The organism is Pseudoalteromonas sp. MMG024, from assembly GCF_021654175.1.
Lineage (GTDB): Bacteria > Pseudomonadota > Gammaproteobacteria > Enterobacterales > Alteromonadaceae > Pseudoalteromonas.
Genome location: NZ_JAKFZO010000013.1, coordinates 98,816 through 123,539 on the forward strand (window position 1 = coordinate 98,816; position 24,724 = coordinate 123,539).

Annotated in this window: 27 protein-coding genes; 1 reads left to right on the top strand and 26 read right to left on the bottom strand. The window is 43.0% G+C overall.

The annotated features are described in order from the left end of the window. Positions 1 to 297, top strand: a complete 297-nt coding sequence (locus L1068_RS13930) for an EscU/YscU/HrcU family type III secretion system export apparatus switch protein (protein WP_237130759.1) — start codon at positions 1 to 3, stop codon at positions 295 to 297. A gap of 324 nt (positions 298 to 621) precedes the next feature. Here L1068_RS13930 and L1068_RS13935 read toward each other — a convergent pair whose 3' ends face one another. The 26 genes from L1068_RS13935 to L1068_RS14060 all read right to left on the bottom strand — a co-directional run bounded on the left by L1068_RS13935 (position 622) and on the right by L1068_RS14060 (position 24,723). Further along, positions 622 to 1,023, bottom strand: a complete 402-nt coding sequence (locus L1068_RS13935) for a DUF2802 domain-containing protein (RefSeq protein WP_010560559.1) — start codon at positions 1,021 to 1,023, stop codon at positions 622 to 624. Then, a complete protein-coding gene (locus tag L1068_RS13940; protein ID WP_054978325.1) occupies positions 1,023 to 1,517 on the bottom strand; it encodes a chemotaxis protein CheW in 495 nt (164 codons plus the stop codon). The genes L1068_RS13935 and L1068_RS13940 overlap by 1 nt, the downstream gene beginning before the upstream one ends. A 59-nt stretch (positions 1,518 to 1,576) precedes the next feature. Beyond that, the gene (locus L1068_RS13945; RefSeq protein WP_237130760.1) at positions 1,577 to 2,308 is read right to left on the bottom strand and encodes a chemotaxis protein CheW; all 732 of its coding nucleotides are present in this window, start codon (positions 2,306 to 2,308) and stop codon (positions 1,577 to 1,579) included. Continuing rightward, entirely contained in the window at positions 2,301 to 3,077 is a 777-nt protein-coding gene (locus L1068_RS13950; protein ID WP_054978323.1) for a ParA family protein, read from the bottom strand. Before L1068_RS13950 ends, L1068_RS13945 begins: the two co-directional genes overlap by 8 nt. Before the next feature lie 8 nt (positions 3,078 to 3,085). Next, positions 3,086 to 4,054, bottom strand: coding sequence for a flagellar motor protein MotB (locus L1068_RS13955; RefSeq protein ID WP_237130761.1), 969 nt, complete (start codon positions 4,052 to 4,054; stop codon positions 3,086 to 3,088). 6 nt (positions 4,055 to 4,060) lie between these two features. After that, entirely contained in the window at positions 4,061 to 4,828 is a 768-nt protein-coding gene (locus L1068_RS13960; protein WP_237130762.1) for a flagellar motor protein, read from the bottom strand. After that, a complete protein-coding gene (locus L1068_RS13965) occupies positions 4,821 to 5,975 on the bottom strand; it encodes a chemotaxis response regulator protein-glutamate methylesterase (RefSeq protein WP_237130763.1) in 1,155 nt (384 codons plus the stop codon). Before L1068_RS13965 ends, L1068_RS13960 begins: the two co-directional genes overlap by 8 nt. An 11-nt stretch (positions 5,976 to 5,986) precedes the next feature. After that, a complete protein-coding gene (locus tag L1068_RS13970) occupies positions 5,987 to 8,200 on the bottom strand; it encodes a chemotaxis protein CheA (protein WP_237130764.1) in 2,214 nt (737 codons plus the stop codon). 14 nt (positions 8,201 to 8,214) lie between these two features. Then, the gene (locus L1068_RS13975; RefSeq protein ID WP_054978318.1) at positions 8,215 to 8,988 is read right to left on the bottom strand and encodes a protein phosphatase CheZ; all 774 of its coding nucleotides are present in this window, start codon (positions 8,986 to 8,988) and stop codon (positions 8,215 to 8,217) included. Between the two features lie 16 nt (positions 8,989 to 9,004). Beyond that, entirely contained in the window at positions 9,005 to 9,388 is a 384-nt protein-coding gene (cheY, locus tag L1068_RS13980) for a chemotaxis response regulator CheY (protein WP_010560568.1), read from the bottom strand. Between the two features lie 50 nt (positions 9,389 to 9,438). Beyond that, on the bottom strand, positions 9,439 to 10,155 hold the full coding sequence (locus L1068_RS13985) for an RNA polymerase sigma factor FliA (protein ID WP_010560569.1): 717 nt from the start codon (positions 10,153 to 10,155) through the stop codon (positions 9,439 to 9,441). An 8-nt stretch (positions 10,156 to 10,163) separates the two neighbouring features. Continuing rightward, positions 10,164 to 11,021: a MinD/ParA family protein gene (locus L1068_RS13990; protein WP_010560570.1), complete on the bottom strand. Its 858-nt coding sequence runs from the start codon at positions 11,019 to 11,021 to the stop codon at positions 10,164 to 10,166. Then, a complete protein-coding gene (flhF, locus tag L1068_RS13995; RefSeq protein WP_237130765.1) occupies positions 11,014 to 12,396 on the bottom strand; it encodes a flagellar biosynthesis protein FlhF in 1,383 nt (460 codons plus the stop codon). Before flhF ends, L1068_RS13990 begins: the two co-directional genes overlap by 8 nt. Positions 12,397 to 12,417: 21 nt before the next feature. Further along, the gene (gene flhA, locus L1068_RS14000; RefSeq protein ID WP_237130766.1) at positions 12,418 to 14,526 is read right to left on the bottom strand and encodes a flagellar biosynthesis protein FlhA; all 2,109 of its coding nucleotides are present in this window, start codon (positions 14,524 to 14,526) and stop codon (positions 12,418 to 12,420) included. An 81-nt stretch (positions 14,527 to 14,607) separates the two neighbouring features. Further along, a complete protein-coding gene (flhB, locus tag L1068_RS14005; RefSeq protein WP_237130767.1) occupies positions 14,608 to 15,738 on the bottom strand; it encodes a flagellar biosynthesis protein FlhB in 1,131 nt (376 codons plus the stop codon). A gap of 9 nt (positions 15,739 to 15,747) precedes the next feature. Beyond that, positions 15,748 to 16,527: a flagellar biosynthetic protein FliR gene (gene fliR, locus L1068_RS14010; RefSeq protein ID WP_105170690.1), complete on the bottom strand. Its 780-nt coding sequence runs from the start codon at positions 16,525 to 16,527 to the stop codon at positions 15,748 to 15,750. An 11-nt stretch (positions 16,528 to 16,538) separates the two neighbouring features. Continuing rightward, on the bottom strand, positions 16,539 to 16,808 hold the full coding sequence (fliQ, locus tag L1068_RS14015; protein WP_010560575.1) for a flagellar biosynthesis protein FliQ: 270 nt from the start codon (positions 16,806 to 16,808) through the stop codon (positions 16,539 to 16,541). Positions 16,809 to 16,845: 37 nt separating this feature from the next. Next, a complete protein-coding gene (gene fliP, locus L1068_RS14020) occupies positions 16,846 to 17,601 on the bottom strand; it encodes a flagellar type III secretion system pore protein FliP (protein WP_237130768.1) in 756 nt (251 codons plus the stop codon). A 3-nt stretch (positions 17,602 to 17,604) separates the two neighbouring features. Continuing rightward, on the bottom strand, positions 17,605 to 17,991 hold the full coding sequence (gene fliO / locus L1068_RS14025; RefSeq protein WP_010560577.1) for a flagellar biosynthetic protein FliO: 387 nt from the start codon (positions 17,989 to 17,991) through the stop codon (positions 17,605 to 17,607). After that, positions 17,988 to 18,386, bottom strand: a complete 399-nt coding sequence (fliN, locus tag L1068_RS14030) for a flagellar motor switch protein FliN (RefSeq protein ID WP_010560578.1) — start codon at positions 18,384 to 18,386, stop codon at positions 17,988 to 17,990. Before fliN ends, fliO begins: the two co-directional genes overlap by 4 nt. 20 nt (positions 18,387 to 18,406) lie before the next feature. Next, the gene (fliM, locus tag L1068_RS14035; RefSeq protein WP_010560579.1) at positions 18,407 to 19,498 is read right to left on the bottom strand and encodes a flagellar motor switch protein FliM; all 1,092 of its coding nucleotides are present in this window, start codon (positions 19,496 to 19,498) and stop codon (positions 18,407 to 18,409) included. A 12-nt stretch (positions 19,499 to 19,510) separates the two neighbouring features. Next, positions 19,511 to 20,050, bottom strand: a complete 540-nt coding sequence (gene fliL, locus L1068_RS14040; protein ID WP_237130769.1) for a flagellar basal body-associated protein FliL — start codon at positions 20,048 to 20,050, stop codon at positions 19,511 to 19,513. A 73-nt stretch (positions 20,051 to 20,123) separates the two neighbouring features. Next, complete coding sequence (locus L1068_RS14045; protein ID WP_237130770.1) at positions 20,124 to 22,052, bottom strand: flagellar hook-length control protein FliK; 1,929 nt, start codon at positions 22,050 to 22,052, stop codon at positions 20,124 to 20,126. Positions 22,053 to 22,115: 63 nt separating this feature from the next. Beyond that, a complete protein-coding gene (gene fliJ, locus L1068_RS14050; RefSeq protein WP_100913017.1) occupies positions 22,116 to 22,565 on the bottom strand; it encodes a flagellar export protein FliJ in 450 nt (149 codons plus the stop codon). Continuing rightward, complete coding sequence (fliI, locus tag L1068_RS14055) at positions 22,565 to 23,890, bottom strand: flagellar protein export ATPase FliI (RefSeq protein WP_010560583.1); 1,326 nt, start codon at positions 23,888 to 23,890, stop codon at positions 22,565 to 22,567. Before fliI ends, fliJ begins: the two co-directional genes overlap by 1 nt. Positions 23,891 to 23,892: 2 nt before the next feature. Further along, the gene (locus L1068_RS14060; RefSeq protein WP_237130771.1) at positions 23,893 to 24,723 is read right to left on the bottom strand and encodes a flagellar assembly protein FliH; all 831 of its coding nucleotides are present in this window, start codon (positions 24,721 to 24,723) and stop codon (positions 23,893 to 23,895) included. Position 24,724: the final 1 nt, after the last annotated feature.

A 24,724-nucleotide genomic window follows, 5' to 3' on the forward strand; every position in this document is an offset into this window, starting at 1 on the left:
ATGACGCAAAAATCAGCAATCGGCTTAATATATGATGGCGAAGGCGCGCCAGAAGTAAGCAGTAAAGGGTTTGGTGAATTAGCCGAACACATAATTCAATATGCGAAAGACAATGATATTTTACTTCATCAAGACGAAGCGCTAGCAAACAGCTTAGCAAACCTCGAAGTGGGGCAAGAAATTCCAGAAGAGCTTTATTATGTTATTGCTGAACTCATCGCATTTTCATATGTACTGCAAGGAAAGTTCCCACCGGGCTGGTTAGCGCTGCACAATAAGTTAAATGTAAAAGTGTAAGCTTATACCAATTTACTTCAGTAGTTGATCATCCTAGCGGATTAAATATCATGCTAACTGCGTTAGAATTTATCAATGTAGAACAACTACATAAGAAAAATTCCGCCTTGCTATCATTTCATTTATCCAGCGCTATCCCTGATCTCACACTTCACAGAATTGGTATTATTTGCACTTTTGTATGCATAAGTAAACGCTAAAGCTCATTGAGCCGTTGTGAATTTAGCTCTATATCGCAGCCTAGCGCTAATCGATCATTTAACGCAGTTTAAGGTGCAATGGAAAGGTAACCTAGAGCAGCCGCCCTAGGTTAGAAAGTAGTAATTACTCACCTTCTTTTTGATGAAGCGTAAATAATAACTCGGCTTCTGCGCGAGGCAATTCGCACTCTCGCATCACTTCTTCAATATCAGCCCCAAGCTCAATCATTTTCACTGCGCGTGAGTAAATTTTAGATTCAGGATCAGCCAACTGAATATCTTGTTGTTTTTGTTTTAGCTCTTGCGTTTCAGATTGAAGTTCCATCACGTGCTTACCAATTTTAAGTAGGCCCGAACGGATCTCTTCTATTTCGTTTTTATTAATTGTTTGCTGTTTGGTTAACTGCGATTCACTTTGTGAGTTAACAATTTGCACCTGTTTTAAACGCGAAAGCGCGCGAAACGCAACAACACAGGCACAAACCGCAACACAAAGAGCAAGAATAGAGATAATTTGCCAAATCATTAGAAATTACTTAGCTCGTCCCACTCTTCATCACTTAGAAGTTTATTTAGATCTACTAAAATAAGTAATTCGCCATCGCGATTAGAAACACCTTGGATAAACTTAGCACTTTCTTCAGTGCCGATATTTGGTGCGCTATCGATTTCAGATGTGCGTAAGTAAACTACTTCTGCAACGCTATCAACCAAAATACCGATCACTTGCTTTTCAGCTTCAATAATCACAATACGCGAGTTATCGGTAACCTCTGCACTTTGTAAACCAAAGCGAGTACGTGTATCAATTACTGTAACTACGTTACCACGTAGGTTAATAATACCTAGCACATAACCCGGAGCGCCTGGTACAGGAGCAATTTCACTGTAACGCAACACTTCTTGCACTTGCATTACATTAATACCGTACGTTTCTTCACCTAAGTGAAACGTAACCCATTGCAATACTTCATCATTTACGTCGGCTGCATTTGACGAAAGAACTCTTTCTTCACTCATTTTTAAGCTCCTATCCAATGTGGATATGTATTAACTGCTACTAACTAAACGACTTAGCGCTATGCCTCATCGTCTTGGCTATCTAAACCTTGATCTAATAATTCAGTCATTGCTGATACATTAATTAAAGCACACATTTTCTCTTTAATTAATCCCGCAAGCCATGGTCTACGACCACCTTTATCACGCCATTTAATATCTTGATGCGATAAACTGACATTATCAATTAAACGCTCAGCTAACAGTCCCCAGTTAGATTCACCTAACATTATAAGATACTGATAGTTTAGCGCTTCTTCTAACTTTTTGTTATATTTTTCTGGCATTACCCAACGCGCTGAATCAACTACGTTGAGCTTTTGTTCACGATGAAGCATGACACCTTTAAACCAGTCAGGTTTACCAAATATTTGATTTACTTCACCTAATTGGTAAATTCCACCTAACGCCTTGAGTGGCACAGCAAGCGTTAAGCCTGCTACTTCAAAGTAAAGCGCCTGGAATTCGTCATCATCATATGTGGCATCTTGAGTGCGTGCTGGCGGTAAAGCAACTTCAACCGCTTCAACCACCTCTACCTTTACTTCCGGTACAATTACAGGCTCTTTTACAACTGGTTTTGCTATTACCTTTTCAGTTGTAGCCTGTTGATGCTCGGCAGCTTTAACTTCAACGTCACTTAATAAATTTTCAACTGGATTGGCGACTGAGTCGCGCGCAATATCTTCTTGCAATAAGGCATCTAGATACTGCTTCATTACCTTTTCATTTGCAAAAAGTTGCTTAGTCATTCACTGCCTCTTCAATGTGTTCTAGCAAAGCAGTATAAGCAAATACCCCCCGTGATTTAGGACAATATTTGTGTGGTGCCTGCATGGCTAAACTTGCATCTCGTAATTTAGTATCTACTGGCACGACGCCCGGCCATACTTTTTCGCCATAAGTAGCACGTAATTTTTTATATGCTTCAAGTGACGCTTTGGTGCGCTTATCGTACATAGTGGGCACAATCGTATAGTTATACGATTTATTTTGTGAACTTTGCATTAGTTCCATAGTACGCATCATACGGTCTAAGCCTTTTAGTGCTAAAAACTCCGTTTGCACTGGAATTAATACGCGGTTACATGCAGCGAGTGCGTTAACCATTAATACACCTAGTACTGGCGGGCAATCCAAAATCGCAACATCGTATTCGTCGCTAATTTTATCGAGTGCATTACGCAAAATAAGGCCCATACCACTTTTTTTACCGAGACTTCTATCTAGTGTGGCAATTGCCATAGTAGCTGGCAATATATCTAAATTTTCTACCCCAGACGGACACAGTGATTGCAAAATTTCTTCACGCGCCATGGTTTTACCACGTGAGAAAATATCAAACACACTCACTTCTAGCTCTTCAGAGTCAATACCAAAATAATAAGTCAATGACGCGTGTGGATCAGTATCAATCAGCAACACACGTTTACCACGAGACGCTAATAAGCCTCCCAAGGTGACTGTGGTTGTGGTTTTACCCACACCGCCTTTTTGATTTGCTACCGTCCAAATTTTCAAGCGAATACCTATTGTTCTTGTTCTCGGGTTGTTATGCGAATACCACCATTTGGTAATTCGATTACTTTAAGTGAATCGTCTTTTTCTGCATCCTGCTTTAACTTCTCCACCGCTTGCTCAGTGGTTTGTTTTGCGTTAGCTGTTATCTCAGTTTCATCGGTTTCTGGCAATGCATATTTTGAAATTGCGATCACCACCTTGCGATTTTGTTGACGCCCTTGTTCATTATTATTATCGCTAAACGGTGAGTACTCACCATACCCCTCAATTGCCATTCTTGCAGGGATTATGCCGAGATACTCAAGCCATACCAGCACTTCGGTCGCACGGGCTACCGATAAATGCCAATTAGAACGAAATACTTCATTATTTATCGGCTGATTATCGGTGTAACCACGCACTCTTAAGTAGTTTCGGTTAGCATTTAAAATTGGTAGTAATGAACGTAAAACAGTTCTTGCACGTTCAGTGGCAACCGCACTACCACTGGCAAACAACAAGCTTGAACTTAGCTCTATGGTAAGCCAATTCATGTCTTTTTCTAACTGCGCTTGCCCCGCTTCAATTTCATCAGATATCGCTTTTTTAAGCTCTTCTTCAAGCGCATCGAGCGGGTGGCCTAAATACTTTTGCTGTAAATTACTCAGCTCTCCTCGCCCATCGACAAGTTCTGGCCCTTTTTCTTCATTTACAATACTAATGCCGTGCAGTTGTGAATCAACTTCTGGTTCGTTGCTCGTAAGAATACCTTCACCAGATACGCCTTTTCCCGCACCTTTACTAAATTGGTCTGTTGTTTTAAACACATGAGAAATTGTGTCTGACAACACTGAAAATTTTTCTTCTTCGATAATGGCCATCGCGTACATCACAACAAATAACGCAAACATTAATGTCATGTAATCGGCATAAGAAACTAACCAGCGATGTGTGTTATCGTTTTGTTCGGTTTGCTTAAAAGGCTTAAAGCGTGGCATACGCGACTACCTAAACAACGACTTATTATTTTTTTCGATTAAGTACGCCGAAAGCTTTTGTTCAATGGCATTAGGCGTATCACCTTTAAGAATGCAAAACATCCCCTCAGCTAACATTTGATGATACCGGCAATGTTCGTCCACTAAATAAGCCAATTTATTGGCAATTGGAATATAAAGAAGATTCGCAAAACCAACACCGTAAATAGTAGCAACAAACGCAGTGGCAATACCCGCACCTAACATATCGGGTTGTTGAATAAAGTTCATTGCTTGAATAAGACCGAGTACGGCACCCAGAATGCCAAGAGTTGGACTGTAACCCCCCATGGCATGATACACTTGGCTTGACTCGTTAAGTGCATTGCGACGTTGCAATATTTCGTTTTCCATGGTGTCAAAGAACTGCTGCTCGTCACTACCGTCAACAAGCAAATTTAGGCCTTTTGATACAAAGCGATCTTTTTCATCAATAGCAAGGTTTTCTAACGATAAATAGCCGTCATGACGTACTTTTGCAGCCCAACTTTTTACTTGCTCAATGCCTTTTGCAAAATCGTGCTTAGGTGGCGTTATCACCCAAGGCAGCATTTTAATGGCTGTGGTAAACTGGTATTTAGTTGCCTGCAACATTACCGCGCCAAGCGTACCGCCAAACACAATTATGAATGCTGACAAATCAAATAAATTCGCCAGCACACCACCTTCAATGGTATATCCTAAGCCAATTGCTACAAACGCGATAATCGCACCAAAAACGGCTAGTTTATCCAAAACCTATTTCCGTGTTGATATGTTTAGCAACGTCATCCAATGCGATGCTTTTCTCGCTTAAACCAGCACTTGCAACTGCTTGTGGCATACCGTATACAACGCAAGAGGCTTCATCTTGCGCCCAAATTTTAGATCCTGCCTGTTTTAGCATGCGTGCGCCATCTCGGCCATCAGCTCCCATACCGGTAAGTACAATTGCCAACACAGAGTCACCGTAACTTTTTGCTGCACTAGCAAAAGTGATATCAACGCTTGGTTTGTAGGTGACACGAGCGCTATCATCTTCATAGATTTTTAGCTTTTGATTGCCGCTACGACCTTCCACTAGCATTTGCTTACCACCAGGTGCTAAATATGCAACGCCTGGTCTGAGCAAGTCGCCGTTTTCTGCTTCTTTAACTTTGATTCGACAAAGTGAATCCAATCGCTGTGCAAACGCCGGTGTAAATGCACCTGGCATGTGTTGAATCAACAAAATTGGATGGGGAAAGTTAGCTGGTAACTGCGTAAGTACTTTTTGCAGCGCAACCGGACCACCTGTAGAAGTACCAATTGCCATTAACTTGTATTGTTTACCAGATGCTTTGGGTCTTTCGCTTTTAGTTGCCGCACGCGAATCAGCCGGTGTGGAGCGAGCAGCAAAGGTTCTATCAGGCTGGCGTAACGTTGAGCTAGTGCTGCGCTCAGGTGTTGTTCTTGCCGTTGGCGCTTGATTTAATGTTGCACGCTGTGGCCTAAAACCACCTACTCGGCGACGGCCTATTTCTTTAACTTTTTGTTGAAGCACTTTCGTTGCTTCTTCTTTGTCGCGAGCAATGTCTTCAAACTTTTTAGGTAAAAAGTCTAACGCGCCGGCATCAAGTGCATCAAGCGTTGCACTTGCTCCATCATGCGTTAACGAAGAGAACATTAATATTGGTGTCGGCGTTTGCTGCATTATTTGCTTTACAGCGCTAATACCGTCAAGTACAGGCATCTCAATATCCATTGTGATAACAGATGGTCGTAATTCGGCAGTTTTTTCAACCGCCTCTTTACCATTGTTAGCTGTGCCAATCACTTCAATATTGGGATCTTGACTCAAGATTTCACTCACACGACGGCGAAAAAAGCTTGAATCATCTACTACTAAAACCCTAATTGTCATTAAGTGCTCTCTTACTTTTTATTGCGACCTTGGCCTGCGTAGTGCTTTAACAAACTTGGTACATCTAAAATTAGTGCAATGCCACCATCTGACGTAATTGTTGCGCCCGCCATACCCGGCGTACCTTGCAATAAAGCGTCTAATGGCTTGATTACCACCTCTTCCTGACCAATTAAGGAATCAACCACAAAGCCCATTTGTTGCGTACCTAATTGCACAATAACAACATGTCCCTGCGAACGCTTTTGTTCGCTGCGAGGGTTCCGTAACAACCATCTTTCTAGATAGAATAACGGAATCGCTTTATCACGTACGATAATCGTTAGCTGCCCATCAACTAGATTTGTTTTAGTAAGATCTAAGTGGAATATCTCGCTTACACCCGCAAGTGGTAATGCAAACGTTTGCTGACCAACTACGACCATTAAGGTAGGTAGAATAGCGAGCGTCAGTGGTACTTTAATTTCAAGTACTGTGCCTTTACCTTTTTCTGATTCGATATTCACTGTACCGTTTAATTGGGTAATTTTGGTTTTAACCACGTCCATACCCACGCCACGACCAGAAATATCAGAAATCTCTTCTTTGGTAGAGAAACCTGGCGCAAAGATTAAGTTATACGCTTCGTTGTTTGACAGTCGAGCTGCCTGATCGGCATCTATTACACCTTTACCAATCGCTATACTTTTCAGCTTTTCTGCGTCCATACCCGCACCATCATCTTCAATGGTAAGCAAGATATGATCACCTTCTTGTGATGCTGATAACGTCACCGTACCGGTGCGTGGTTTACCTGCAGCTTCACGATCGTCTGGCATTTCAATACCGTGATCCACCGAATTACGTACAAGGTGAACTAGCGGATCTGCAAGTGCCTCAACAAGGTTTTTATCTAAATCGGTTTCTTCACCAACTAGCTGTAAATTAATTTCTTTTTTCAAGCTGCGAGCTAAGTCACGAACAACGCGAGGGAAACGGCCAAATACTTTTTTGATTGGCTGCATCCGGGTTTTCATTACCGCGCCTTGTAAGTCTGCGGTCACCACATCTAAGTTAGAAATGGCTTTACCCATACTTTCATTGCTAACGTTAGCACCTAAGCTGACAAGTCGATTTCGAACCAATACCAGCTCGCCGACCATATTCATGATTTGGTCAAGGCGTTTGGTATCAACACGCACTGTCGTTTCAGCCGGTGGCGCTGCCGGTTTAGCTGGCGCTTTACTTGGCGCTGCAGCTGGTTTGGCTGCACTTGGCGCTGCAGGCTTAGCAGCTGCTGGTTTTGGCGCTGGCGCTTTTGGTTTCGCCGGCGTTGGCTTAGCTGCAGGAGGTGGTGTTGGCGTTTCCAGTTTTGCCGCTACCGCATCAGTATTAAATGACTTTTCAGCAGTGCTTGGCGCACTGCCCTTGCCATGAAGCTCATCAAGTAAGGCTTCGAATTCATCTTCGGTAATATCTTCATCGTCACCCGATGAAGCCGCAGGAGCCGCACTTTCTGGTGCACTCGTCTCAGACCCGCCACCGAATGAACCAGCCCCATGTAATTCGTCTAGTAAGCTCTCAAATTCATCATCAGTGATTTCATCAGAGTCGCTACTTTCACTCGCTTCTGGCGCTGCATTAGCGGCAGGGCCATTACCAGAGCCGTGTAACTCATCTAACAGGCTTTCAAATTCTTCTTCTGTAATATCGTCAACGCTATCGCCAGAAGATTGTGCTTCATCACTTGGCGCATCAGCATCAAATAAAATATCACCAAACGGGTCTTCTTCGACAGCTTCTGGCTCGACAATTTCTTCTGCTGGCGCTTCGGCTACCGGTGCTTCATCCGCGCTTTCAGGCTGACTAAGTCTATGTAGTTCTGCCAGTAGCTGCGGGTCAGCAGGATCGGGCTGAGCGCGATTTTGAATGTGAGCAAACATTTCATTGATGGTATCAAGTGCCTGTAAAATCACATCCATTAATTCAGGAGTAACCCTGCGTTGGCCTTGTCGTAAAACATCGAAAATATTTTCTGCGCCGTGACATGCATCGACTAGCTCTGTCATAGACAAGAAGCCAGCGCCCCCTTTTACGGTATGAAACCCTCTAAATATCGCATTCAGTAAATCAGCATCTTCTGGATTATTTTCCAGCTCAACTAACTGTTCTGAGAGCAACTCTAAGATTTCACCGGCTTCGACTAAAAAGTCTTGTAAAATATCTTCATCGACATCAAAGCTCATGCATTTTTCTCCGATTAGAAGCCCAAACTAGACAGCAGATCGTCTACTTCATCTTGACCTGAAACCACATCTTCACGTGATTCAGCATTTATAATTGGACCTTCAGCTACTTGGTCTAATTCACCATCAGCAACCATTTGTTGTTCTTGTTGTATTGTCGTTTCAGGCGACTCATCATGTTCTACAGGTGTGCCAAACACGGTTAACATATGAATCAGGCTATCTTCGACTTCGCGGACAAGCTCGATCACACGTCGAATAACTTGACCTGTGAGGTCCTGATAACCTTGGGCCATGAGCACTTCTGTCATTAATGCATTTAATTTATCAGAATTAGTTTTTGCTTCGTCCATAAAGCCGTTTAGCTCATGACATAACACTTTAAACTCACCAACTTTAAGATCTCGCGACATTAATTTGTCCCATTTGGGCTTAATATTGTTGAGACCTGTTTGCAAGTTATCGGCAATAGGCAGCGATGCTTCAACGGCGTCCATCGTTGTATTCGCAGCTTGCTCTGTCATTTCCATAACATAATTGAGACGTTCTTTTGCGTCAGGAATAGACTCATTTGTTAACGCCGATAAAGTGGTATCAAGTTGAAAATTTTTCAATGAATCATGCAGTTGACGAGTTAGTTTGCCTACCTCACCAAATAATTCATCTTGCTCAATTGCCGTAACTTGCTTTAGCAGCTCTTGCGCTTGTTGTTGCTCATCGTTTTCAAGAAACGCAACTAGCTGCTTAGCTTGTTCTAAGGTAATTTGAGGCGCAGCACTTGCTGACATAAACCTCTCCTTCCCGTTAGCCTAAACGCTCAAAAACTTTATCAAGCTTTGTTTTAAGCGTTGCTGCTGTAAATGGTTTAACGATATAACCGTTTACACCTGCTTGTGCTGCAGCAATGATCTGCTCTTTTTTGGCTTCCGCAGTTACCATTAGTACCGGTATGTGTTTTAGACTGTCATCCGCGCGAATCGCGCGCAGCAAATCTATACCTTGCATACCTGGCATATTCCAATCCGTAACTACAAAGTCAAACTCTTGGTTTTGCAGCATAGGAAGCGCAGTGCTACCATCGTCTGCTTCTTGCACGTTTGTGAAACCAAGATCTCTTAACAGGTTTTTAATGATTCTTCTCATCGTTGAAAAGTCGTCAACTACAAGAATTTTCATGTTTTTATCCAAAATATCCTCCAGTGAGGTATGCACCTAATTGTTTACTTACTACTTTTATTCTATATCCAGTCATGGACTTTTGCTTTAAGGCGCACCATGGCCTGACTATGTATTTGGCTCACCCTTGATTCACTCACTTCAAGAATTAGCCCAATTTCTTTTAAATTCATTTCATCATTGTAGTAAAGTGACAGCACTAACGCTTCTCTTTCTGGCAAAGTTTGTATTGCCTCTACTAACGCTTTATTAAATTTATCTTGTTGAATATCAACTAATGGATTTTGTTCTTTATTGCCAAGCCCTGCGTCGATGACATCTTCATCAACACCGAGATCTTCAATGCCGATAATTTTACCATTGCTTATATCCCTTAGAATATGATGGTACTCATCTAGCGTAATATCAAGTTTTTCAGCTACTTCACTGTCTTTTGGTTCACGCCCGAGTGATGATTCTAGCTGATTTATGACCGCGGCGACTTCACGGGCGTTTTTATGTACTGAGCGAGGTACCCAGTCCCCTTTGCGCGTTTCATCGATTATTGCACCGCGAATACGAATACCCGCATAGGTTTCAAAGCTCGCACCTTTACTGCCATCAAAGTTCTTAGCAGCCTCGATTAGTCCTATCATGCCCGCCTGAATAAGGTCTTCGACAATCACGCTTGCCGGCAGACGCGCTAAAATATGGTAGGCAATGCGTTTAACCAACGGCGTATGCTGTTCGACAAGTTGCGATAATTGATTTTGATTAGCATAGGCAGCGGTTCTTTTCATAGGCGTTCCTAATTACTAACCAGTTTCTCAATGAAAAACTCTAGGTGTCCTGACGGCTGATTTGGAATTGGCCAGCTCGCCGCTTTAGTTGCAAGTGCTTTGAACGCAATTGCTGCAGGCGATTTTGGAAATACGTCAACAATGGTTTTTTGTTTACGAATCGCTTTTCGAATATTTTCATCAAATGGAACTGTCGCGACTAGCTCAAGTGATACATCTAAAAAGCGGTCGGTTACTTTTGATAATTTTGCGAAAAGCTCTTGGCCTTCTTTTAAGCTGCGTACCATATTCGCAACTATTTTAAATTTGTATACACCGTGCTCACGACTTAACACTTTAATCAGTGCATAAGCATCGGTTATTGACGTTGGTTCATCACACACAACAACAAGCACATCTTGTGAAGCGCGAGAGAAACTAAGCACCATATCTGAAATACCGGCCGCTGTGTCAACGACTAGTACATCATAGTGTGAGTCTAATTCGCCAAAAGCGCGAATAAGGCCAGCATGTTCAGATGGTGTTAATTCCACCATGTTTTGAGAGCCAGATGTCGCAGGTACAATTTTCATACCGTATGGCCCTTCAACTAAAATATCTTCGAGGTCACATTCACCTGAAAGCACGTGAGAAAGGTTGCGCTCTACACGCAAACCCAGCATTACATCACAGTTTGCTAAACCCAAATCGGCATCGAGTACCAGTACTTTTTGGCCTTGCTGAGCCATGGCAATTGCCATGTTAAGAGAGACATTGGTTTTTCCAACACCCCCTTTACCTCCAGTTACCGCAATTACTTTTACAGCCTTGTTGTTGTTTTTCATTTTCCGCAGGCCACTAGCTTGATCTAATTCTGGGTTAATCATACATTCCTACTGCTTGATGCGCCATGCTTGATGCACGTCTTGCTTGCGCGTTTGTTCGTTTTGCATACAGCTGCTGAGCTTTGCTGACCAATTTTTCCGCATTTGCCACACGAATGTCCTCTGGTACACGCTGCCCATTGGTAAGATAGCCTATTGGCAGACGATTTTGAATGGCTACACTGATAATTTCACCTAAACTTAGACATTCATCAAGTTTTGTGAAGATACAACCACTTAACTGTACCTGTTTGAACTGTTTAATCGCCTCTTGCTGTACTTCAAGCTGTGCTGTTGAACTTAACACAAGGTAACTGCGAATATCTACTCGGCTATTGCGCATTAACGTGTTGAGTTGCTCAGTCAAACGTATATCTCGTTGGCTCATTCCTGCTGTATCAATTAATACTAGACGCTTATTTCTTAAATGATAAAGAATTTCAGTGAGTTCTTCTGCATTTTTAACTTGCTTTACTGGGCAGCCAATAATGCGACCATAAGTCGATAATTGCTCATATGCGCCAATACGATAAGTATCTGTTGTGATTAGCGCAATATTGTTGGCGCCAAATTTTTGTGCGCCAAGCGCAGCTAGCTTTGCAACTGTGGTAGTTTTACCCACACCAGTAGGACCAACTAGCGCATATACGCCGCCACGACGCAAAATCTCATTATTTGCAGTGTATAGCTGTTTGCTCAGCATATTAAGTGTTTCTTGCCACGCTTGACGCGGTGCTACATCATCTGGAATAAAACACGCAAGCTGGTCCGCTACTGCCTCACTGATACCCATGCCTTTCAAACGGTCAAGTAAAAGAGCACGAGTTGGGTCACGGCGCGCCATATCTTCATTCATTAAACCAGAAAGTTGGTGCTCAAGTAACTGTCTGATCGATGCCATTTCATCACGCATCGCTTGCATTTCATCAAGCGACTGAGCTTGGTTACCATAACTGCTTTGTTGCTTTGGCTTAGCAAAGTTATCGAGGGCATCTTGCTGTGTCGATGTGAGTGAATCATCGTCATCAAACCAATTACGAGGCTGCTTTGGCTCAGGTGCTTTATCAAATTGAGGTGATTTTTTCGCTTGGCGCTCAAGTAATGCCGATAAACTATCTGCTACCGCTGCTTGTTTTTCAGGGGTCGCTGTTTGTGGTTTTGGCTTAACAAAATTATTACTAAAACGAGGCTTTTCTTCGCTTAACTTAGGCGCTGCAGGTGCAGCTTGAACTGACTTTTCATAATCAACAGCTGCCACAATTTCAACACCATCAGCCATGCGCTTATTTGACATGATAACTGCATCAGGACCTAGCTCATGCTTTACTTCATTCAATGCGCTGCGCATATCTTTAGCAAAAAAACGTTTAATTTTCATGTGACACCTCGTCTCTACTTATCACTGTTGACCGACTGAGCAAACAATTTTGATCTGTTTTTCTTCAGGTACTTCCTGATATGACATCACGCGCAAACCCGGTAGGCTGTGTTTCACAAATCGCGATAACACGCTGCGCAACATACCTGATGTCAACAGTATTGAAGGTTCACCTGCCATTTCCTGGTTTTGATGCGCATCGCCGAGAGAATTTTGTAGTCTTTCTGCGAGCCCTGGCTCAATGCCAGCACCTTCGTCACCTGCACTTTGAAGGGACTGATGCAACATCTGTTCCAACTCAGGTGCCAATGTTATGACAGGGATTTCTGGTGCGTTACCAGCAACGTCTTGAACGATTAATCGACGTAGTGAAATTCTAACTGCAGCCGTTAGTACGTCTGGGTCTTGGCTACGAGGGCCGTACTCAACGAGGGTTTGAACAATCGAGCGCATATCGCGAATTGGCACACCTTCATTAAGTAAGTTTTGCAGTACTTTTACAATGGTAGTGAGCGGTAAAATATCGGGTACTAAGCCTTCAATTAAACGCGGATGTGACTTGGCTAGCATATCAAGTAAGTTTTGAACTTCTTCATGGCCTAATAACAAGGCTGCGTTATTGTGCAATAACTGAGAAATATGTGTTGCAACCACAGTTGCAGCATCAACCACGGTATAACCAAGTGATTGTGCTTCGTCTTTTTGTTCTGGCGCAATCCATACTGCTTCTAAGCCAAATGCAGGGTCTTTGGTCGCAACGCCTTTTACTTCACCAAATACTTGGCCTGGGTTAATCGCCAATTCGTTATTGTGTTTTAATTCACCGTTACCACTGGAAACCCCCATTAATGTGATGCGGTATTCGTTCGGATCTAGCTCTAAATTGTCTCGAATATGAACCGGCGGTACTAAAAAGCCAAGCTCTTGAGATAACTTTTTACGCACCCCTTTAATGCGGCTCAGTAATTCACCACCTTGTGCTTGGTCGACAAGTGGAATTAAACGGTAACCAACCTCTAGGCCAATTACATCTACTTGCTGTACATCATCCCAACCCAACTCTTTTTGCTCAATTTGCGCTTGCTCTTGGCCTGGTGAGCCGCCTTTTGCAACCTGTTTCGATTCTTCTTCTGCTTTTTGCGTTTTAATGCGCTGATTCACATAAGCCACACCGCCAATTAAAAAGCCTAACCCCAAGAACGCAACTTTCGGCATGCCTGGCACTAACCCCATTACAATCAAAATACCTGCTGCGATATAAAGGGCCTTGTCGTTACCTAATTGGGCATGAAATTGCTCGCCCATGTTTTGCGATTCATTTTGACGCGTTACCACAATCGCGGTACCGATTGATAAAAGTAACGATGGTAATTGAGCAACAAGGCCATCACCTATCGTAAGTAGCGTATATACTTCCATTGCACGACTAAACGGTAAATCGTGCTGGATCATGCCAATAAATAAACCACCAATAATATTGATAACAAGAATGATAATGCCGGCAATAGCATCCCCTTTTACAAACTTACTGGCACCATCCATTGAACCGTAGAAGTCTGCTTCACGAGTTACTTCGGTACGGCGCTCTCGCGCTTGTTCCGCGGTTATAAAGCCTGCATTTAAGTCTGCATCAATCGCCATTTGTTTACCTGGCATTGCATCTAAGGTGAAACGTGCAGACACTTCTGAAATACGGCCTGCACCTTTGGTAATTACCACAAAGTTAATAATAATTAGAATCAAAAATACAACTAAACCAACAGCATAGTTACCGCCGATCACAACTGAGCCAAATGCTTCAATTACCTTACCCGCTGCATCGCCGCCCTCGTGACCTTCAAGCAACACGACTCGGGTACTGGCTACATTCAGCGCAAGGCGTAAGATAGTGGCTATTAGCAAAACGGTTGGGAAAATACCGAAATCAAGCGGCTTCAAGGTATACAAGGTAATAAGTAGAACGACCAGCGATAACGCTATGTTAAAAGAGAACAGTATATCGAGTAAAAACGCAGGCATTGGCAATACAACCATACCGAGCGCAGCAAGCACCAGAATAGGTGTACCTATGCCTTTTAGGTAATCCGATTTATTTGCGTTTAGTTGATTTAATGTGGCCTTGAAGTCCATACAACAGCTATTCAATATATTGACACTGGTATAGCTAAAGCAAATACCGTTCCAACAAGAAAAATAGCGATAACTTACTGTTTAGTATTTGAAATCTTCAGGTATTGGCAGCTCTTTAGCGAGCTTTTCTGGGCGTTTACCGCGCCCTTTATTAAACTGTTTTAATTGGAAAACATAAGCAAGTACTTGTGCCACCGCAACGAACAACTGCTCCGGAATTTGCTGACCCACTTCACCGGTGTGGAACAATGAACGCGCCAATGCGGGCGATTCGACAATGGGGACTTCGTAGCGATCCGCTATTTTTCTAATTTGCAGCGCTATTTGGTCACCGCCGATGGCAATAACCATGGGAGCGCCGGCTTTCGCCGTATCATATTTAAGTGCAACAGCGTAGTGAGTTGGGTTTGTAACTACCACATCAGCATCTGGCACGTCTTGCATCATTCTGCGCTGCGACATTTCTCGCTGGGTACGACGAATACGGGCTTTGATTTGAGGATCACCTTCGCTGTTTTTGTATTCATCTTTAACCTCTTGCAAGGTCATTTTTAGCTGTTCGTTATGGTTCCACTTTTGAAATGGTGCATCAATTGACGCTATAACGATTAGCGTCATCGCCAGGGCAAAAAACATCCACGCCAAGATCCACAATGCGTGTTCAATATTACCAGGCACAGCTTCTAAGCTCAGGGTAAGAATTTCGGGGAAATAGCCTTTGATTAAGTACACAGCAACCGTTGCAATCAGGCCAAACTTTAATAATGCTTTAACTAATTCAATGGCGGCTTGTTTACCGAACATGCGAGCAAAGCCCTTAAGAGGTGACATTTTACTCGCTTTAGGTGCTGCTGCTTGCCAACTAAAATTAAAACCACCTAAAAATGTATTGCCAATGACACCTGCAACCAATAAGCACAACACAAACATTGTCATGCCATACCAAAGCTCATTCGCAACTTCGCCCCATACCGAGAACATTTTGGTTGTGTCATAGACTTCATTACGATTAAGCGAAAGCAAACGCCCCATCACATTATATAAGCCTACAGCGATGTCTTTACCAAACAGTAAAAAGCTCACGGCAGCAGCAATCAAAACAAAGGTTGTGCCCGTTTCTTTTGAGCGCGCTACCTGCCCTTTTTTCGCTGCGTCTTGCAGCTTTTTTGGGGTGGGTTCTTCGGTGCGTTCTTGATCTGAGCCTTCAGCCATCCCCTTTCCTTACACCTGACAACCAACAAGATCGCACATTAGCTCAACCATTTTTAGCCATTGAAATTCAAACTGCGCAGTAAAGTTAGTCATTGTTGCCCAAATAATTACAAGGCCTGCAAGCAATGTAAACGGGAAACCTATGGTGAAAATATTAAGTTGCGGCGCGGCGCGAGTCATCACACCAAATGAGAAGTTGATTACTAGCATGGCAGTTAACGGCGCTAACGATAACACTAAGGCTGTCGCAAACATCCAACTGCCCCATAACGCCAGTTTTTGAAAGTTTGCAACAGGCCACCAGGTACCATCAATAGGTAACGCAGTAAAGCTATGTACAAGCATTTGGATCATCATTAAATGACCGTCAAATACCCAGAAAAGCAAAGTCGCAAGAATTAAATAAAACTGACCGACCGCAGGCACACTTTGCCCATTTGCAGGGTCAACAATTGAAGCAAAACCAAGGCCGGTTTGCATTGCAAGTATTTGACCTGCAAGAATAAAAGTATTAAGCATCATTACTGACGCAAACCCCATGGCAACACCAATCAATATCTGCTGCAGCACTACAATGACCATTTGAAAGCTGAATAGCTCGTTAAATTGACTAGGTGGTAAAATCGGCATTACCAGCAAGGTCACCAGTACCGACAGCCCAACTTTTACGCGCGTCGGAACAGTTTTCACGCCAATGCCTACCATTACCATAAACATTGCCGCAATACGTGATAACGGTAACAAAAAGTCCGAAAGGTATTGTACTAATTGCGAAAATAAAATTTCCATAAAGGCCTATTTTAACCAGCAATTTGCGGAATAATCTCCACCATCTGACGGAAATAATCAGTCAATTCTTGGGTGATCCAGTGAGCACCAAAAATAAGCGCAAGTAAGGTTACAATAAGACGCGGTAAAAAGCTTAAGGTCTGCTCGTTAATTGAGGTTGCAGCTTGGAAGATTGCAACAATGAGCCCCACAATTAAGCTTGGTACGATAATGGCTGCAACCAACTTAATAACCAGAAAAAGCGCATCGCTGAGTACTTCTACAAAAACTTCGGGTTGCATTTAGCCTCCTATTCGCGGGTAAGTTATCGCCACAGGACTATGTACCTAACCCATAACTACGCGCGAGCGTGCCCATTACTAACGACCAGCCATCAACCAAAACAAACAGCATAATTTTAAATGGCAGTGACACAATCATTGGCGATAGCATCATCATACCCATAGCCATCAAAACACTGGCTACCACCAAATCAACAATCAAAAACGGTATAAAGAACATAAAACCAATAATAAACGCGGTTTGCAATTCACTGGTGATAAATGCCGGTATAACCACAATAAATGGCGTATCTTCTGGGGAGTCGAGTTGTTCGTAGCCGGCTATTTTGGCAAAGGTTTCTAAATCTGAAATACGTGTTTGCGATAGCATAAATGCTTTAAGTGGCTCTTTTGCTTGGTCGAGCGCCTGTACCGACGTAAGCTCTTCTTTGAGATATGGCTGAATTGCGCGGTCATCAATTTGCTTGTAAATGGGCGCCATAATAAAAATGCTCATAAACAATGCCATACCCACCAAAAGCTGACTCGACGGCGTTTGCTGTAAACCAATTGCTTGACGCAAAATAGCCAGCACCACAATAATGCGGGTGAAAGATGTCATCATAATCACGGCAGCTGGAATAAAACTCAGTGCCGTCATCATAATTAGAACTTGGAGCGTAACCGAGTATTCCTGCGCACCATCCGCATTAGTTTTAACCGTTAGCGCCTGCAAAGCATCATTCGCCCACGCCACCTCTGGCAATAACACTAACAACACAAGTAGCACTAGATTGAAACACGTCCGGTTCATATTTTATTTCTTATTTTTAGGATTCATAAAATGCGCCAATTGTTTGGCGAACTCAGGCATTTGCTGCTCAGCCAACGGCGTTTCTAATTGATATAAATAGTTTATAGAGCCTGAAGTTACACCGAGTACATGATGTTTGTTATCCATTTCTACCACCAGCAGGCGTTCTTTACTGCCAATGTTGATGGAACGAATCACTTTAAACTCGTCACTGGGCGTCATTTGTGGGTTAAATCGCTTGATTAACACGGCAAGCAAAACAATACAGCCAACCACAAGTAGCAACGACATAATCATCGAAGCTAACTGTTGAAACCCAGCTGGCTCTGCTGCTAACAGATTGAACGGTACTATCAGTAACGTACTGAGTAAACCGATATTTTTTTTCATCGTAACTTTTTGATCCGCTCGATTTGACTGATCACATCTGTTAAGCGAATACCGAATTTATCGTTAACAACAACCACTTCACCGTGAGCAATTAAGGTACCATTTACGAGTACATCAAGTGGTTCACCCGCTACGCGGTCAAGTTCAACCACTGAGCCCTGGTTTAATTGCAGTAAGTTACGAATACTAATTTTAGAACGACCCACTTCCATCGAAATGGTAACTGGAATATCTAAAATGGTATCGAGCTTACGCTTTTCTTCTGTCGTTAAATCGGCTTTCGAATCTTCAGACAGCTCTTCGAGTTCAGCTACTTCGGCATCACCACCGTCTTCGCCTTCAGCTTCGGCTAGGGCTGCTGCCCATTCGTCCATTGTATCTTGATCATCGCTCATACTAAATTTCTCTCAGTTAATTACCAGTCGAGGTCTACACCATCTGATAAATGTAAATCTTCTTCCAATTGCTCCAACTCAGCATCTGAGTCGAGCTTTTTCCCGCCCTTTGTAAATACATGTAGCTCTGATTTAACAGATTCAGGGCGTTTAATCTTTTCACTAATTTGAAGCGCAACGTTATCGCGAGAACGACCCATTTTGGCGCGGTAGGTCGGCAAGTCTTCAATAAATACCGTAATATGCTCTGGCATTTCTACCGGAATAATATCGCCTTCTTTTAAATCCATAATTTGTTGCAGACTTAAATCCACTTCAAGCATACGCGTACTAAGATCGACTTCTACATCCATAATTTCATCACGCAGTGCTTTAGACCAACGTAAATCAGTGTCTTCCGTATCTGACTGTACACCGGCATCAAGCAATTCACGAATTGGCTCAAGCATTGAGTAAGGCAGCGCAATATGGAAGTCCCCGCCGCCGCCATCAAGTTCAATATGAAACGAACTGATTACCACAACTTCTGTCGGACTTACAATGTTAGCCATTGCTGGGTTAACTTCTGAATCAAGGTATTCAAAAGACACATCCATCACCGGTGCCCACGCTTCTTTATAGTCTTCAAAAATGATTTTAAGTAGCATTTGCACAATACGGCGTTCGGTTGGTGTAAATTCACGCCCTTCAATTTTGGCATGGTAGCGTCCATCACCACCAAAAAAGTTATCTACCAAAATAAACACTAAACGCGCTTCCATGGTAATAAGACCGGTGCCTTTTAACGGTCTAAAGCGCACCATATTTAAGCTGGTTGGAACAAATAAGGTGTGGATGTATTCGCCGAATTTGATCATCTGCACGCCGTTAATCGACACTTCTGCAGTGCGGCGCATCATATTAAATAGGGATATACGCATGTGGCGAGCGAATCGTTCGTTAACGATTTCCAGCGTCGGCATACGGCCACGAACAATACGATCTTGAGATGAGAAATCGTATTGCAGCGCGGACGAATCGCTATCACCGCCTTCGTCTATCTCTTCTTCATCAACATCATCGACGCCATGTAAGAGCGCGTCGATTTCGTCTTGAGATAATAAATCGCTCACCTAAACTCCTAATTATTGCATTACAAAGCCAGTAAACAATACGCGTTCTACGACTTTACTGTCTTCAATTTCTACCAATGCATTTTGCACTTCGGTTAATGCGTTATAGCGCAGTGCTTCTTTTCCTGCTGTGGTGCTTAAATCATCTGCATTACTTGCTGAAAATACGCGTAATAAAGTATTTTCAATCAGCGGAATATGGCGCTTTGCGGTTTCTTCGTTAACATCGCCACGCACTAACAATTGCACTTTAATCTGTACCAAACGGTCTTTATTTGAACCCGGTACATTAAACACAAATGGTCTTGGCATACCGACGTACAAAGCACTGCCAATTTCAGCACTATTAGCACTTGGTTTACCTTCGCCACCTTCGGCAGATGCGGTTTCCTCAGCAAGCGTTTCTGCAGGGGCACTGTCATCGCCACCTAAAAAGAAAAATGCGGCACCGCCACCAGCGAGCAATACCACAACAGCAATAATGATAATCATCATTTTGCCGCCTTTTTTCTCTCCACCTTCTTCAATTTCAAGATCTTTTTCTTCTGCCATTGTGACGTTTCCGTAGCTGCTATTTATTATTTTATATAATAGTGCGTTTATTTCCGTTTAATAGCAATTAGTGTTATGCGTAAAAATCGATTCCATCTTGCTGTTTGCTGACAATTTGTTCACTTACATTGCTAACAGGCTCGTGCTCACCCTCTGAGCTCAACGAGTGACCCGAATGCTCCGCCATTTGCTGCTCACCTTGCCCTTGTTCAGAGACGCTACTTTCACCTAAATTAATGCCCTGTTCGGCAAGCATTTCTTTTAGTCGCCCCATTGATTGTTCAAGTACATCTTTCGCTTGCTGACTTTGCACTACAAAGTTTATTTGTGCTTGTTCTGCATCAGAACGAATGCGAATTTGCATCGAACCTAATTCTGGTGGGTCTAATCTAATTTCGGCTTCTTTCAAGTTTAAATTTAGTAGCATATTTGCTTTATTAAATAATGCTTTAGCTGCATCACTCCTGGCAATATTGACCGGTTGTTGCAATGCTTGCTCTGCACTAATTGTGGTTTTTTTGGTATTTTGTATCACTTGTGCAGTTTGCATCGCTAAGTGCTGCTGGTTGATTTCGCTTACTTCAGCCTGCTGTAGTTGACTCGCTTGAATGTGCGAGACTAATTGCGATAGCACTGGTGTATTCGCATTTGTTTTTAAACTATTAAGCAATTTTGCAAAACTTTGCGGTTGCTCTGTGCTTGCCTCTGTCTCAAGGTTTGGCTCATCCACCAGCTGAGTTGTATCAACTTTACTTTGTTTAACACTACTGGTTTGCTCATTGCTCGCTTGTAATTTTTCTGCAGCTTGGCTACTCAACGATACAACACTTGCAGGCGCTGGTTTTGTTGCCTGTTGATTAATTAGCTCTACGGTAGTTTGCTGTGCGTCGAGATCAACGTTTTGCTCTTGTGCCACCGCTTTAGCAACCGCAGTCACATTATGTGGGACTTGTGTATCTGGACGTGTAATGGTTTGTTGTTTATTTGCCACAGCTACAGTCTCACCAAGAGGACGTGACGCTAACGTACTTTGCAATTGTGCTTGGTCGTTATCACTTTCCGTTGCAAGGTCGTCCGGTGTGGCATTTTGTTCAACCGCTTGTTGTGCGGTATTTGACTTAGCTGATTGTGCAGTAAGTACTGATTGCAAAGTGACAGGCTGCTCTTTTGCTTTTGACTCAGCTTTTGCAATTGCCACGTTTAACTTCTCCATAACTAAGCGGAGATCGTGTTTAGAAAGCCCCTGTGGTAGTTCGCTTTCTTTATCGAGCTGTGTAAAAAATTGCTTAAGTGTTTCAAGGCCTTCTTTGTCTAATTTGGCAAATTCATTATCAAGCGACACTAAATTTTGAGCTAGATTGACCTTAGTTTTACCGTCTTTCACCGAATCGCTTTCAGTTGCACTGTCACTATCGACCGGCGCTTTTACATTTTGTGCTTGCTCTGTACTTTCACTGCCTTTCGAAATACTAACATCAAAAGACTTACTTTTAGTTAGTTGCGCAAGCAATGAGATAGCCGCATTACTATCGTTGCTCGTTGCTTTTTGTGTTTGTTCAGTTTGCGCTTGTTGAGTATTTGGCTGTTTAGTAACAGGGTGTGTTTCATCAACTGGCATTGATTTTACTGGGGTTGATTCAGAATCCCCTTTGTTAGTATTCGCACTGTCATCGAGCTGTTTAAATTCGGATGAGCGAGTCACTGGCATATCATCTTGCGTAGGAGACTTATCGATATTAGCAACTGCAGATTCAGTTTGTTCACCTTCATCAGTGACATTATCTGAATCGTCCATTTGCTTGGGCGTATCATTTTCGTCCGACAATTGACTATCATCACGACTTTTATGCTCTTCATCGACGGATGCATGTTTGCCCTGCACTTCATTTTGCACAGATTCAAAAACAGCTAAAAAACCGCTTTTATTTTCGCTTTCACTCGTTGTTGCCGTGGAGTCTAATCCAACATTTGTAATGCTTAACTGCGAATTTATCGTTGCCATAACACACTTCTTCTTTAACTAAAGATTGCCGCTTTTAATGCCTTGCTAAAAATTAAGCAAAAACTAAGCCAGTGTTTTTCGATTTCGTACAAATATATTGGTAGCAAACTCGTCAAGCTGCTTTTGCTCTGCCTTTGCCAACGCAGCTTGCTGTTTATCTAATTTGCGCTGTTTGAGTTTTTCGATTGCTTCCAATTTTGCTTTTTGCGCTAACCACAGCGACTCACGCTGTTTTAACACCTTGTTTGCCGTATTGATCGCGTTTAGTTGTTGCTTTAACGCATCATCTAACTTGCCGATAAATTGCTGAAACTGATTATAATAGCTACCGCCAACGCCTTGCGCAGCACGACTTTGTAATTGAGCTAAATAGTCTGAGCGAAACGACTCGATACCCGTTAATTGACGCTGTAAATTAGCAAGGTGTTGCTGCGCACCAACAAAATCGAGACGCAGTTTTTCTTCTTTGTCAGATTCAAGCTTTATTAATAATGCTAGTTGGTCACGCGCCATTAGCCTTGTCCTAGAATACGAGCCAAGCTAGTTAACCCTTCATCATAAGGAATAACATCTGTCATTCCTTGTTGTAAGAAGTGGTTTATTCCTGGCATCATTTCGATCGTTTTATCAAGCATAGGGTCGCTGCCTTTTTGATAAGCACCCAGCGTAATAAGGTCTTTATTCTGTTGGTAAAGTGAGTAGATTTGTTTTAACACGCGCGCTTGCTGCAAATGTGCTTCGCTAATCACTTGCGGCATAACACGACTAATCGACTTTTCAATATCAATTGCGGGATAGTGCCCTGAATCGGCCAGTTCGCGGGATAATACTATATGCCCATCAAGAATCGCACGGGCTGCATCAGCGATAGGGTCTTGCATATCATCCCCTTCGGATAACACGGTAAAAAACGCCGTGATGCTGCCTTGCCCTTCGCCACCATTACCAGCGCGCTCAACCAAGGCGGGAAGTTTGGCAAATACAGAAGGTGGATAACCCTTAGTTGCCGGGGGTTCACCTACCGCAAGCGCTATTTCACGCTGTGCCATGGCATAACGCGTTACTGAATCCAGCAGCAACAGTACGTTTAATCCCTGATCACGAAAATATTCAGCAATCGTTACGGCGGTTTCACAGCCTTTTAAACGCATCAGCGGTGATGCATCTGCTGGGGCCGCCACTACCACTGAACGTGCTCGCCCTTCTGCGCCTAAAATTTCTTCAATAAATTCTTTAACTTCGCGACCACGCTCACCAACTAAACCGACCACAATCACATCGGCATTAGTCCCCCGAGTCATCATGCCAAGTAATACCGATTTACCTACACCGCTTCCCGCAAATAAGCCCATACGCTGACCTTGACCTACGGTAAGTACAGAATTAATGGCACGAACGCCAACGTCCATCGGTTGTTTAATTGGGCGTCTAGCTAATGGGTTAATCGGTTTTGCTGCGAATTTTAATTTAGCTTCTGCTTTTACTGGGCCAAGTCCATCAAGCGGTCGCCCTAATCCATCAACAACGCGACCTAACAGTCCCATACCTACAGGTAAACCCACATCTGATTGTTGGGGAATAACACGCGCCCCAGGTAATACACCCGAAATGGCATCGTTTGGCATCAAGTAAAGAGTCTCACCACTAAAGCCTACTACCTCAGCATCCACTAAGCCCTGTTGGGTTTCAATTTGACAACTGCTACCGACTGGTGCTTTTAATCCTTCGGCTTCAAGTGTAAGCCCAACAACACGCTTTAAACTGCCGGCAACTGCTGGGCGGTGAGTTTTAATTTTTGATTGGTAACTAGCAAGACGCTGTGCAAGCCCTTGGCTCATAATTAACCGTCGTGTTTTTGACTATCGATACCTGCTTCTTGCAAAAAGCTCTCCAGTATTTCTTTAAGGCGCAATTCTACCGAGTAATCAATTGATGAATTGTCAGAATTGATATGAAGGCCACCTTTAGTGATACTCGGCTCAACAACTAGCTTCCAATTTCTATCGGCGAGTTGTTCGGCTGGTATGGCTTGTTGTACCAATTCAAAATCTTCTGGATTCAATAACACTTCAAGGGCACAGTGTTGACCTTTTAATGCGTCAGTTGCCACTTTCATGGCGCTAAAAATAGCTTTTTCATTAATGCTAAGTTCGCCATGAACTACCGCTTTCGCCAGTTCAGATGCTAAAATCACGACTTGCTTTTCAACTTCCTCACTCACTTGTTCAAAGGGCGTGGCTATTTCATCTAACAGCTTGGTAAGTTGCGCGATTTTCTCTTCGACTTCGGGTTTTGCCAGCTCAAGTCCTTCTTCTTTACCTTGTTCTAAACCTTCTTCATAGCCTTTTTGCGCACCTTCTAACTTGCCTTGTTCAAAACCTTCCTGATAACCAGCTTCTTTGCCCTCAGCGTGTCCTTCTTGGTACGCTTCTTGTCGAATTTGTTCAACTTCTTGAATGCTTAGTGGCGTAAACTCTTCTTCTGGCTCGGGTTCTTGTTCAGCTTGTTTTTTCTGATAGAGCTCTTCTAACGACTTGCCCATTGCCGTTGAGCGCCCTCTCAGATTGCGTCTGTCATCCTTAACATCCGGGATCGGCCAATTCTCTAGCAGCGTTTCAATCGCCTCTGCATTTTCGATTTTATGCCCTGAGCGGTACTTGCCTAATTTCATA